The sequence below is a fragment of the Pseudomonas triclosanedens genome (assembly GCF_026686735.1).
In the GTDB taxonomy this organism is placed as follows: Bacteria; Pseudomonadota; Gammaproteobacteria; order Pseudomonadales; family Pseudomonadaceae; genus Pseudomonas; species Pseudomonas triclosanedens.
The window spans coordinates 3,349,521-3,361,459 of record NZ_CP113432.1 but is presented as its reverse complement, the minus strand read 5'-3'; the positions used below and the strand labels follow the sequence as shown (position 1 = coordinate 3,361,459).

Below are 11,939 nucleotides of genomic sequence, written 5' to 3'. Positions count from 1 at the left end.
CTAGCCCAGGTGGCTGAGCAGGTCGCGCCGCAGCGCGGCGATCAGATCGGTCTGGGTGATCACCCCCACCAGTTCGCCGCGCTCGAGCACCGGCAGGCAGTGCAGGCCGTGGTCGGACAGCAGGGGGATCAGCTCCACCGCATGGCTGTCGGCATCCACGTGGAGCACCGGGCTGCTCATCACCTCGGCCAGCATGCGCTCGCGGTGCAGGCCCAGCCCGCCGAGCAGGCGTTTCAGCCAGCCGCCCTTGCGCCTGGGGGCGAGCAGGTCGATCAGGCTGACGATGCCCACCAGCCGCCGGTCCTCATCGAGGATCGGCAGCGCCTTCAGGTGGTGCCGTACCAGCAGGCGCAGGGCATGGCGCACCGGGGTGTCCGGCGTGGCGCAGACCAGGTCGCGGGACATCACCTGGCGCGCGCGGGTATCGCCCATGCTGCGGCGCAGGGCATGGCGTTCGGTGCTGCGGACGATGCGTTCGAGATCGTCGCGGGTGATATCGACGAAGGCGCCCAGTTCGTCCAGCGCCTGGTCCAGGTCGGTGGACTGGATACCGACGCGCTCGCCCGGCAGCGGGTCCCGGGTCTGGTGATGGTCCGTGGCGAGGCTGCGGCGGCGGGGGTAGGGCATGCGCGTGAGATTGTTGAATAGCAGTGCCAGCAGGACCAGGCCCAACCCGCCGCTGATCGCCACCAGGGGCGCCATCCACACCGGCTCGCCCGGCAGCGGCGCGGCGAAGGCCAGGCTGAAGGCCAGCGCGCCGCCCGGCGGGTGCAGGCAGCGCAGCGGGTACATCAGCAGCAGGGACAGGCCCAGCGCCAGGGCTGCGGCGAGGATTCCGCCCGGCAGCCACCAGCAGACCAGCGTGGCCACCAGCGATGCGCAGAGGTAGCTGCCAAGCACCGACCACGGCTGGGCAAGCGCCCCGGACGACACGGCGAATACCAGGATCGCCGAAGCCGCCCAGGGGCCGGCGAAATGCGGCGGTATCGCCGGGCCGAACAGCAGTTCGCAGGCGATCGCACTGAGCAGGAAACCGAGGCTCGTGCCGCAGGAGGCGCGCAACCACTCGCGCGGCCGGGTATGCGGCATATCGGGCAGGTAGGAGGCGGCGCGCTGCCGCCAGCCGGGCAGGGCGGGCATTGGAAAGTCCGTACTAGAAAGCGGAAAAAACGGGCTCTTGCGGCAAGAGCCCGGCAAGGTGCCGCGAGCGGCACGCGGGGAGGCCCCATCCGTGGGGGGGGAAATCAGGCGCGTAGCCGATAGGGCGGCGGCGGTTCCGGCAGCGGCTCAACGACGCGCTCGCAGTGCCGGCCAGTGGCCGCGCTCATGTGGCGCTCGGCTTCCGGGTCGTCGGCGAAGGGCAGCAGTGCGGTCTGCTCGTCCACGTCGCCGCGGCAGGCACACCAGCAGGCGACGGCGCAGCCGGCCAGTCCGATGAGCGTCAGCAACATCGTCGTGCTCCTCAGGCCGGTGCCATTTCGATCCGGTTCACCGGCTTGCTCCCCCGTACGGTGAGCCAGGTGTTCCAGGCCATCAGCAGCATGCCGCTGGCGAAGGTGGAGCCGCCGATCAGCCGCACGATGTAGCCCGGGTGGCTGGCCGACAGCGCTTCGACGAAGGAGTAGGTGAGCGTGCCGTCATCGTTCACCGCGCGCCACATCAGGCCCTGGGTAATGCCGTTGACCCACATCGAGGCGATGTACAGCACGGTACCGATGGTGGCCAGCCAGAAGTGCGCGTTGATCAGGCCGACGCTGTGCATCTGCTCGCGTCCGTAAAGCTTCGGAATCATGTGGTACAGCGCGCCGATGGAAATCATCGCCACCCAGCCCAGCGCGCCGGCATGCACGTGACCGATGGTCCAGTCGGTGTAGTGGGACAGCGAGTTCACAGTCTTGATCGCCATCATCGGGCCTTCGAAGGTCGACATGCCGTAGAACGCCAGCGACACGACCAGGAAGCGCAGGATCGGGTCGGTACGCAACTTATGCCAGGCACCCGAGAGGGTCATCATGCCGTTGATCATGCCGCCCCAGCTTGGCGCCAGCAGGATCAGCGACATCACCATGCCCAGGCTCTGCGCCCAGTCCGGCAATGCGGTGTAGTGCAGGTGGTGCGGGCCGGCCCAGATATACAGGGTGATGATCGCCCAGAAGTGCACGATGGACAGGCGATAGGAGTAGATCGGCCGCTCGGCCTGCTTGGGCACGTAGTAGTACATCATGCCGAGGAAGCCCACCGAGAGGATGAAGCCCACCACGCTGTGGCCATACCACCACTGGATCATGGCGTCGGTCGCACCCGAATAGATCGGGTAGGACTTCAGTAGCGTCACCGGAATGGCCAGGTGATTGACCACATGGACCATCCCGGTCACCACGATGAAGGCGCCATAGAACCAGTTGCCGACATAGATGTGGCGCACCTTGCGGTGGGCGATGGTGCCGAAGAACAGGTAGGCGTAGACCAGCCACAGCACCGTGACCCACAGCGCGATGGGCCACTCCATCTCGGCGTATTCCTTGGACGTGGTGATGCCCAGCGGGTAGCTCACCAGCATCGCCACCAGGCTCGCCTGCCAGCCCCAGAACAGCAGGTTGGCCAGGCTGTCGGAAATGATCCGTACGCGGCAGGTACGTTGCACCACATAGAACGAGGTGGCGAACAGCGCGCTACCGCCGAAGGCGAAGATCACCAGGTTGGTGTGAATGGGGCGGATGCGCCCGAAGCTGGTCCAGGGCGTATCCATGTTCAGTTGCGGCCACACCAGTTGGGCGGCGATGAACACGCCCATGAGCATGCCGATGATGCCCCAGCCCAGGGTAGTGAGGGTGAAGCGGCGAACGATGTCGTAGTTGTAAGCGGTGTCTTGGTCGAGAGCTATCGCGCTGGTCATCTTGGTTCCGTCGCACTGCGGTTGACTGACGACTCCCCGCGCCGAACGGCGTGCAAGGGGCGAACGCAAGGGAGGCAATTCGCCGCAGGGAGTCAGGACAGTCTGAAGAGCCGCATTGAATGCAACAAACGAATAATAATGCAGCCTAAGTGCATATTTTTTGAACTCAAAAGCGGTGCACGCCATGCGCCGGCGATGGCATTCCATGTCCCGGGTCAATGACGCCGAGCGGCGTACGGAAAACAACCGAGCCTGGCGGCCGCCGGATGTATTAAAAAAAATGCTGCCTAAGTGCAATTCAATTCATTTAGAGGCATATCAGGCGCGGGGCTAGCATGGGCCTTCGCCTTTGCCGAGGAGCCTGCGATGTCCAGCCCGCCCAACGATCTCATCGACTGGCTGCAAACCCTGATGCGCGCCGAGCGCGCGGGCGCCCGGGTCATGCTCGACAGCCTGCGCCAGACCGACGAGCCTCTGGTGCGCCGACGTCTGGAACACCTGCACCAGGGCGAAACGGAGAGCTGCCGACGCCTGCGCACCTGCCTGGAACGCCTGGGCGCGACGCCGGACAGCGGCATCGGCGATTTCCATGCCAGCGCCATGCTCATCGACGACCTGGAACTGCGCTTCGACTTCATCGGCCGCGGCCAGCGCTGGGTGGCCCGGCAGATCGCCCGGCGCCTGCCCGAAATCGACGAACCCTGGTTGCGCGAGGAGCTGGAAGCGGTGCTGCGGCTGCACCAGTAACCAGGCCGCTGCCCTCCATGAAAAAGGCCCCTCGGTTCCGGGAGGGGCCTGTCGAACATTGCAGCGCTGCCCTCAGCCGCGCGAAGCCTTCCAGCGGCGGATCACCAGCTTCTCCAGCTCCACGGCGAAGAACACCAGTACGCCGATACCCAGCGAGATCAGCCAACTGCTGAACGGCAGCGCCACAGTGTGGAAGGCCGACTGCATGAACGGCACGTAGATCACGAAGCACTGCAACAGGATCAGCGCGAAGGTCACGGTCAGCAGCGCGGCGTTGCGCAGCAGTCCGGCGTTCAGCGAGAACTGGTCTTGCAGGCGGCAGTTGAACATGTAGGCCCACTGCGCGGTGACCAGGGTGTGCAGGATCATCGTGCGGATATGCTCGGTGTCCTGGCCGTTGCTGAGCATCCAGGCTTCCAGGAGGAATGCCGCGGCAGTCAGCAGGCCGCCGACATAAAGCACCCGCCAGACCGCGAAACCGTTGAGAATCGACTCCCGCGCATTGCGTGGCGGGCGCCGCATCATGCCCGGCTCGCCCGGCTCGAATGCCAGCGCGAACGACAGCGTGGTGGACGTCGCCATGTTCATCCAGAGAATCTGCAGCGGCGACAGCGGGATCACCGTGCCGGCGAGGATCGCCATCACGATCAGCAGGCCCTGGGCCATATTGGTCGGCAACACGAAGAGCACAGTCTTCTTCAGGTTGTCGTATACGCGGCGGCCCTCGCGCACCGCGTTGGCGATGGTGGAGAAGTTATCGTCGGTGAGCACCATGTCGGCGGCTTCCTTGGTCACCTCGGTACCCTTGATGCCCATCGCGATACCGACGTCGGCCTGCTTGAGCGCCGGCGCATCGTTGACTCCATCGCCGGTCATGCCGACCACCTGCTGGTTGGCTTGCAACGCCCGGACCAGCCGCAGCTTGTGCTCCGGGCTGGTCCGGGCGAATACCGAATACTGCATGGCGAGCGACCTGAGCTGCTCGTCGTCGGCCTGTTCCAGTTCCTGGCCGGTCATCGCGCGCAGATCGTCGCCCATGCCGAGCATGCCGGCGATGGCCACGGCGGTGTCGGGATGGTCGCCGGTGATCATCTTCACCTGGATGCCGGCGCGCTTGCACATCGCGATGGCATCGATGGCCTCGGGGCGCGGCGGGTCCATCAGGCCGGCTACGCCGAGGAAGATCATGCCTTGCTGCAGGTCCTCATGATCGATCGCCTCGTTCTGCGCGGGCACCGGCTTGTATGCCGCCGCCAGCATACGCAGGCCCTGGCTGGCGATATGGCTCATCTCGCGCTCCCAGTACTCGCGGTCCAGCGGCTCTGCGCCGGCAGCGGTCAGTTGCTGCTGGCACATGCGCAGCAGCACATCGGGCGCGCCCTTCAGGTAGATCAGGCTCTGGCCGTCCACGTCGCAGCGGCGGGCCATGTACTTGTAGGCGGAATCGAAGGGAATCTTGCCGAACTTGCGGACCTCGGCCTCCGCCAGGTCCGCCTTGCGCGCCAGCACCTTCAGCGCGCCCTCGGTCGGGCCGCCGACCACGCTCCAGCGGCCCTCGTCGTTGCGTTGCAGGGAACTGTCGTTGCAGATGTCCACGGCGTGGATGAATGCCTCCAGCGTGCCGTGGCGCGACCAGTCCAGCGGCTCGCTCACGCCGCCGAAAGTGATCCGGCCCCTGGGCTCGTAGCTCTGGCCCTCGACGCTATAAATGCCATCGGCCAGCAGCACGCCCTTGACCGTCATTTCGTTCATGGTCAGCGTGCCGGTCTTGTCCGAGCAGATCACACTCATCGCGCCGAGCGTCTCCACCGTCGGCAGCTTGCGGATGATCGCCTTGTTGCGCGCCATGCGCTGCACGCCCAGCGACAGGATGATCGAGACAATCGCCGGCAGGCCCTCCGGCACCGACGCCACGGCCAGGCTTATCAGCGACAGCAGCAGCTCGCCGAACGGATAGTCGTGCCAGAAAAAACCGATGACGAACAGCGCCAGCATCATGCCGACGATCAATTGGAAGATGCGCTTGCCCAACTGGGCGATCTGCCGCAGCAGCGGGGTTTCGCTTTCACCGACGTTGGAAATCATCCGGTTGATGCGGCCCAGCTCCGTTGCCGCGCCGGTTTCGATCACCACGCCACGGGCATTGCCGGAGCTCACGTTGGTACCGGAGAAACCAAGATTGATGCGGTCGGCCAGCAGCGCGTCCTTGTCCAGCGCGTCGGCGTGCTTGCCCACGGTGAGCGACTCGCCGGTGAGCATCGACTCCTCCACCTGCAGGTGATGCACATCGAACAGGCGCACATCGGCGGGAATCTTGTCGCCGGGTTTGAGCACCACGATGTCGCCGGGCACCAGCGCGCTGGCGTCAACCTCCATCTTCCGTCCACTGCGCACCACGTGGGCGCTGCTGCTGAGCATGCCGCGCAGCGCCGCCAGGGATTTCTCCGCCTTGTTCTCCTGGAAGAAGCCGATACCGGCGTTGATCACCGCCACCAGCAGGATCACCACAGTGTCGGTCCAGTGGCCCATCAGCGCGGTGGCCACTGCGGCCACCAGCAGGATGTAGATCAGCACGTCATTGAAGTGCCGCATGAAGCGCAGCCAGAGCGGGTCGCTATCCCTGGCGGGGAGGGCGTTGGGGCCGACGCGCGCCAGGCGTGCGCCAGCCTCGTCGGGGGAGAGGCCCGCAGGGCTGGTCTGCAGCTCCGTCATGGTCTGCTGCACGCTCTTGCGATACCAGCCTCCCGCGCCGGGCTCGCTGGCTTTGTGCTCGGTGGGGTGCATCGTCGTCATGCTCGACTCCCGGCTCATGCCGTATGGAAAGGGAACGGGCACAGCCTAGCCGCCGGGTTATTGCAAAAGCCTGCCATATCTCAAGGGCGCCCGGGACGAGCCTGAACGAACGCTGAACGAACCCTGCATCGGCGTGGGCGGCCAGGACGGGGCAGGGCAGGAGCGGTGAGCGTCATAGCCTTTTACCGTAGCGGCCAATCGATAACTCCTATCGCCGGGAAATAGCGCTGACACGCAGTTGATCTATCTTCTGATGGGATATACAGACAGAGCGCCGGTCCGTGAGCGCAGACAAGGAGCCGTGATGAGTGACGAGAAGAAAGCCAGCTGCCCGTTCAACCACACCGCTGGCGGTGGCACCACCAACCGTGACTGGTGGCCTGATCAACTGCGGTTGGACCTGCTCCACCAGCACTCCTCCAAGTCCAATCCGATGGAGGAATCCTTCAACTACGCCGAGGCATTCAAGAGCCTCGACCTGAACGCGGTGAAACAGGACCTGCGCGCCGTGATGACCGATTCGCAGGATTGGTGGCCGGCCGACTTCGGCCACTATGGCCCGCTGTTCATCCGCATGGCCTGGCACGCCGCCGGCACCTACCGCATCGGCGATGGCCGTGGCGGCGCAGGCCGGGGGCAGCAACGTTTCGCCCCGCTCAACAGTTGGCCGGACAACGTGAGCCTCGACAAGGCCCGCCGGCTCATCTGGCCGATCAAGCAGAAATACGGCAAAAAACTGTCCTGGGCCGACCTCATCGTCCTTACCGGCAACGTCGCGCTGGAATCGATGGGCTTCAAAACCTTCGGTTTCGCCGGCGGCCGCGAGGACGTATGGGAACCGGACATGGACGTGTACTGGGGCGACGAAAAAACCTGGCTCGGCGACAACCGCTACACCGGCGACCGTGACCTGGAGAACCCGCTGGCCGCCGTGCAGATGGGCCTGATCTACGTGAACCCGGAAGGCCCCAACGGCAACCCCGACCCGCTGGCAGCCGCCATCGACATCCGCGAAACCTTCGCTCGCATGGCGATGAACGACGAGGAAACCGTAGCCCTGATCGTTGGCGGCCACACCTTCGGCAAGACCCACGGTGCCGGCCCCGCCAGCAACGTTGGCGCCGACCCGGAGGCAGCCGGGCTGGAAGAGCAGGGGCTGGGCTGGCGCAGCACCTACAAGACAGGCGTAGGCACCGACGCCATCACCAGCGGTCTTGAAGTGATCTGGACCTCCACACCGACCAAGTGGAGCAACAACTTCCTGTGGAACCTGTTCGGCTACGAATGGGAGCTGACCAAGAGCCCTGCCGGCGCCCACCAGTGGCAACCCAAGCATGGTGCCGGGGCCAACAGCATCCCCGACCCGTTCGACCCGAACAAGCGTCGCGGGCCGACCATGCTCACTACCGACATCGCCCTGCGTACCGACCCGATCTACGAAAAGATCTGCCGGCGCTTCCACGAAAACCCCGATGAACTGGCCGACGCCTTCGCCCGTGCCTGGTTCAAGCTGACTCACCGCGACATGGGCCCGCGCGCCCGCTACCTGGGGCCGGAAGTTCCAGCCGAGGAACTGATCTGGCAAGACCCGATCCCCGCCGTGGACCATCCGTTGGTAGACGCCAACGACGTCAGCGCGCTCAAGGCCAAGGTGCTTGCCTCCGGGCTCAGCGTCGCCGAACTGGTCGCCACCGCCTGGGCGTCGGCTTCCACCTTCCGTGGCTCCGACAAGCGCGGCGGCGCCAATGGCGCGCGCATTCGCCTTGCACCGCAGAAGGACTGGCCGGTCAACCAGCCCGAACAACTGGCCAAGGTGCTCAAGGTGCTCGAAGGCATCCAGGCCGAGTTCAACAACTCCGCGCCCGGCGGCAAGAAAATCTCCCTGGCCGACCTCATCGTGCTGGCCGGTAGCGCAGCCATCGAGAAAGCGGCGAAGGATGGCGGCCACGCCATCGAAGTACCCTTCGCACCGGGACGCATGGACGCCAGCCAGGAGCAGACCGACGTGGAGTCGGTCGGCATGCTGGAGCCGCGCGCCGATGGCTTCCGTAATTACCTCAAAGCCAAGTACCCCGTCCTGCCCGAGCACCTGCTGATCGACAAAGCCCAACTGATGACGCTCACCGCGCCGGAAATGACAGTCTTGGTCGGCGGCCTGCGCGTGCTGGGCGCCAACGTCGGACAGTCATCGCACGGCGTGTTCACCAGCACGGTGGGCACCTTGAGCAACGACTTCTTCGTCAACCTGCTGGACATGGGCACGGAGTGGAAACCGACCTCGGCGGCCAACGACCTCTACGAAGGACGTGACCGCAAGAGCGGCAAAGTGAAGTGGACCGGTACCCGCATCGACCTCGTGTTCGGCTCCAACTCCCAATTGCGCGCCCTGGCGGAGGTCTACGCCTGCGCCGATGCCAGGCAGAAGTTCGTCGAAGACTTCGTCAAGGCATGGACCAAAGTGATGAACCTGGACCGCTTCGACCTGCGCTGACCGACGGCAAAAACGCCCCGCGAACCTCAGGCTTCGCGGGGCGTTCTTTTGGCGCAAAGGCCCCAGGCACGCCGCCCTCGGCTTAACCGTTAGCGCAGAGCATCGCCGACGCCGGCCTCGACGAACCACCAGCTCGCTTCCGGCGGCCAGGCCCGTATCAGCCCTTTCCCAAGTAGCGACGGAATTCGGCTGGTGTGGTCCCAGTACTTTGCAGGCAATAAAAACCCAGCGCTTTGGCTGGGTTTTTATTTGGTTATAAATACTTCAATCATTATCAAGCTCTTCCCGCAGAATCTTGATTGAGCCTGATGCTTCGAATGCCAACCTGACACTAAATCCCCTTACGCTGGCCACGGATACACAGATTCCTTCTTCCCTGAGTTCACGAAGCAATTCCTCGTTGCTTGCGTCTGGTTTGGCAGTCAATATAACGCCTTCACCTTCACCTTCACCTTCACCTTCACCTTCACCTTCACCTTCACCTTCACCTTCACCTTCACCTTCACCTTCACCTTCGTTTCGTTGTAGTACTAAATATCCCATCGCTAAATTCCTTTGTGATTTGCTGCTGGCTTATGTCCTGGGCTGCCTTCCGTGGTTTTAGCTTTGAGACATGGCTGTGGTTCTTAAGTTTTAATTTGGAGTGCGTCTATAGCTTTTTGCTAGCCGCTCTTAATGTGTCTATTGAGATTTCGAAGTTTGGATGGGGAAGGCGTCACCCTACGATGTGCTCTCGAAATTTTCAATCGTGGCTGAGGTTAGCTCGACCGGAGATACGCACATACGTTCTTCTCCGGAGTTAGTGGTGAAGTGGTATATGTAGCATTCATCATAGGGGCTATACCCTCCACTGCTATAAATTACAATTTCTCCTTTCTTGAATTTGCAATTTCCTATTTCTGTTTCGCTAATCAAACGATATGAGTTTCCCGAGATTAGAGGGGAGGTCATCATTAATTTCCAATAGGCTGAAAAGCGTTACGTAAGCCGGCAAGGAGTCTGAAAACGGCCTGATTGAGTTGGCGAGGTAGGTGCATTTGAGGATTTCAACTGACGACAGCCAACCCTAACCAACCCTCGCTAGCCGTCTGTGTCAGGCTTTTCCCAAGAGCTTGCGGAATTCGGTGGGAGTCACTTGCAAGCCGTGGATTCGCCGAGCTAGACGCCAATAAGATGGCGACACGTTAGAGGAAGAACGCCGCTCTTTGTGCGCAAGTTCTTGCTCATTCGCATAAATATTCAGACTAGATGACCAACAGAGCGCGATCCCAAAGTGCCGAACGGCGCGGATCGCGCAGGGAGCTTCAACAGACCCAAAAGACGCGGGCCGCCGGTGCGCTAACACCGGCGGCCCGCTAACCACAAAGCAGCTTAAAAGGAGCTGAGTCATGGCTAACGCCGATCATACGTCACACCCCGCCCCAGCAGAACGCCGCGAAGGAAGCCGCTTCATTCCTCTGGGGCCAGCGTCACAACACTGCAAACTCTCTCGCGACGCCACCCTCTACCTGAATACCAATGCCCCGGCCAACGCGCTGTACGACGCGGCGGAGTGCCGCCTGAAATCGGTCATCGAACTGCTCTCGGCGTTGCACCTGGGCCACTCGGAACACCAATCGCTAAGCGGCGTAAGCCGGTCGCTGTTGCTGCTGGTCTCCGATGCGCAGTCGTTGTATCAGGCCGATCACGAACAGCGGGGTAGACGGCGGTAGAAGATCGCGGAAATAAAAATCCCCGGCAGAGGCCGGGGATTTTTTATAAAAGCTCCCAAGTAAGAGGATTATTTAAGGAACATTTCAATGTCGTCCAAAGCATCTGAAACTTGCCCAGATATGTATTCGTCACTTAAATGAGTTTGAAGGGCAGAGAGAACTTTTTCCTTATCAAGCTCGCGATGAATCCTTGCTATATGCCCAAGACATGTGGCAGCGAGTCCTCTAATGTCCGAGCTTTCACTTTCCAGAAATCCTAAGCATTTATCCTGTGCCCATTTCCAGTCCTGCTCGTGAAGAGCTACTGCAACTAGAGCTTCGCAAATGGTCTTCATGTCATTGGTTTCAAAAGCTTCTTCAGCTAGTTTTTTGTTAAGATATTGAGGTGTTTGATATTTCCTCATAACTTCCCATCCAAAATATTGCCTTTTTGGCCAGCCATGCCTTCTTGCTGTCGCGGGCAATAAAAAACCCAGCTCGCTGGCTGGGGCTTTTTACTTCAAGAGGGGCTACCACCACTTAGGATAACTATCGAAAGAATTAACCAAGCCAGCCAGCTCATCGCTGGACATTGGCCTATTTCCTTTTATCGAAGAGCTTCCACCATTCAGATCAGTTTCTGAAATATTCCAGGATATATTTCTGTCAGAAAAGTCAATCTTCAATTCAAAGTTCCTCTTCATATCAACTAGAGTCGAAGCAGACTTTCTCTTCAAAGCTTCAAGAAACTTATCAAAAGCCTCACACTCAAACCATAGAGTCGTGGAAAGTGATAAGTCATACTTAAATCCTAATGGCTCTAGATTTATGGAGGCTTTCAGTGATGGAATATGCTCATCAAAATCGATGAAGTTCATTGATAATTTTACTGGGCTATCAATTTCAATGTCCATCAGTGCGCTCCAGTATATCTGGCATGAATAATTGTAGGCAGCTTGTTACCTTCGGTTGCTGTATTCACGGCAGACTGGAAGCTTCTCAACTGTTGCTGACTGACAATTCTAACCGCATCGGGAGTATGGGTAACTGCTTTAGACGCAGCATATTCAGCCATGTGCTCCGTTGCGTTTCCGTGGACCCAAACTTTCTTACCATTATCTAAAGACATTTCAAAAGACTTAGGTATCACTGACCCTGAATATACAGTTTGAGTGGACTTTATTGAGTCAAATACTGTTCCACTCCCTTCTGCAGCCCCCGCACAACAATCCCCCGCCAACCCCAACGGATCAACCCATCCCATCGGGTTGTGCACATATCCCTGAGACCTATTTCCGCAGCCTAGCCCCAATGGGGAGGG

The 11,939-nt window shown here is 61.1% G+C and carries 10 protein-coding genes; 3 read left to right on the top strand and 7 right to left on the bottom strand.

Annotated elements, in window-relative coordinates; translation table 11 throughout:
• The 3 genes from OU419_RS15340 to ccoN all read right to left on the bottom strand — a co-directional run bounded on the left by OU419_RS15340 (position 1) and on the right by ccoN (position 2,896).
• Complete coding sequence (locus OU419_RS15340; protein ID WP_254474076.1) at positions 1-1,140, bottom strand: HPP family protein; 1,140 nt, start codon at positions 1,138-1,140, stop codon at positions 1-3.
• Positions 1,141-1,244: 104 nt separating this feature from the next.
• Positions 1,245-1,451 (bottom strand): hypothetical protein, encoded by a 207-nt coding sequence (locus OU419_RS15335; protein ID WP_254474084.1) that lies wholly within the window; start codon positions 1,449-1,451, stop codon positions 1,245-1,247.
• A gap of 11 nt (positions 1,452-1,462) precedes the next feature.
• Complete coding sequence (ccoN, locus tag OU419_RS15330) at positions 1,463-2,896, bottom strand: cytochrome-c oxidase, cbb3-type subunit I (RefSeq protein WP_254474086.1); 1,434 nt, start codon at positions 2,894-2,896, stop codon at positions 1,463-1,465.
• A 366-nt stretch (positions 2,897-3,262) separates the two neighbouring features.
• Between ccoN and OU419_RS15325 the strand changes: the two genes are divergently transcribed.
• Positions 3,263-3,643, top strand: coding sequence for a DUF6306 domain-containing protein (locus OU419_RS15325; RefSeq protein ID WP_254474088.1), 381 nt, complete (start codon positions 3,263-3,265; stop codon positions 3,641-3,643).
• A gap of 72 nt (positions 3,644-3,715) precedes the next feature.
• Here the strand turns inward: OU419_RS15325 and OU419_RS15320 are convergent, their stop codons facing one another.
• Positions 3,716-6,436 carry a cation-transporting P-type ATPase gene (locus OU419_RS15320; protein ID WP_254474089.1) on the bottom strand — a complete coding sequence of 907 codons (2,721 nt, stop codon included), beginning with the start codon at positions 6,434-6,436 and terminating at the stop codon, positions 3,716-3,718.
• Between the two features lie 304 nt (positions 6,437-6,740).
• On the opposite strand from OU419_RS15320, the gene katG reads away from it, so the two are divergent.
• Complete coding sequence (gene katG / locus OU419_RS15315) at positions 6,741-8,927, top strand: catalase/peroxidase HPI (protein WP_254474090.1); 2,187 nt, start codon at positions 6,741-6,743, stop codon at positions 8,925-8,927.
• A gap of 264 nt (positions 8,928-9,191) precedes the next feature.
• Here katG and OU419_RS15310 read toward each other — a convergent pair whose 3' ends face one another.
• Entirely contained in the window at positions 9,192-9,470 is a 279-nt protein-coding gene (locus tag OU419_RS15310; protein ID WP_254474091.1) for a carbon storage regulator, read from the bottom strand.
• 845 nt (positions 9,471-10,315) lie between these two features.
• Between OU419_RS15310 and OU419_RS15305 the strand changes: the two genes are divergently transcribed.
• Entirely contained in the window at positions 10,316-10,639 is a 324-nt protein-coding gene (locus OU419_RS15305; RefSeq protein ID WP_254474092.1) for a hypothetical protein, read from the top strand.
• A gap of 68 nt (positions 10,640-10,707) precedes the next feature.
• On the opposite strand, the gene OU419_RS15300 is transcribed toward OU419_RS15305, so the two are convergent.
• A complete protein-coding gene (locus tag OU419_RS15300; RefSeq protein ID WP_254474093.1) occupies positions 10,708-11,043 on the bottom strand; it encodes a hypothetical protein in 336 nt (111 codons plus the stop codon).
• A 105-nt stretch (positions 11,044-11,148) separates the two neighbouring features.
• Positions 11,149-11,532 carry a hypothetical protein gene (locus tag OU419_RS15295; protein ID WP_254474095.1) on the bottom strand — a complete coding sequence of 128 codons (384 nt, stop codon included), beginning with the start codon at positions 11,530-11,532 and terminating at the stop codon, positions 11,149-11,151.
• Positions 11,533-11,939 lie beyond the last annotated feature (407 nt).

Coding starts and splice junctions, on each gene's coding strand:
- OU419_RS15340 (WP_254474076.1), bottom strand. CDS start 1,140: ATGCCCGCCCTGCCCGGCTGGCGGCAGCGCGCCGCCTCCTACCTGCCC.
- OU419_RS15335 (WP_254474084.1), bottom strand. CDS start 1,451: ATGTTGCTGACGCTCATCGGACTGGCCGGCTGCGCCGTCGCCTGCTGG.
- ccoN (WP_254474086.1), bottom strand. CDS start 2,896: ATGACCAGCGCGATAGCTCTCGACCAAGACACCGCTTACAACTACGAC.
- OU419_RS15325 (WP_254474088.1), top strand. CDS start 3,263: ATGTCCAGCCCGCCCAACGATCTCATCGACTGGCTGCAAACCCTGATG.
- OU419_RS15320 (WP_254474089.1), bottom strand. CDS start 6,436: ATGACGACGATGCACCCCACCGAGCACAAAGCCAGCGAGCCCGGCGCG.
- katG (WP_254474090.1), top strand. CDS start 6,741: ATGAGTGACGAGAAGAAAGCCAGCTGCCCGTTCAACCACACCGCTGGC.
- OU419_RS15310 (WP_254474091.1), bottom strand. CDS start 9,470: ATGGGATATTTAGTACTACAACGAAACGAAGGTGAAGGTGAAGGTGAA.
- OU419_RS15305 (WP_254474092.1), top strand. CDS start 10,316: ATGGCTAACGCCGATCATACGTCACACCCCGCCCCAGCAGAACGCCGC.
- OU419_RS15300 (WP_254474093.1), bottom strand. CDS start 11,043: ATGAGGAAATATCAAACACCTCAATATCTTAACAAAAAACTAGCTGAA.
- OU419_RS15295 (WP_254474095.1), bottom strand. CDS start 11,532: ATGGACATTGAAATTGATAGCCCAGTAAAATTATCAATGAACTTCATC.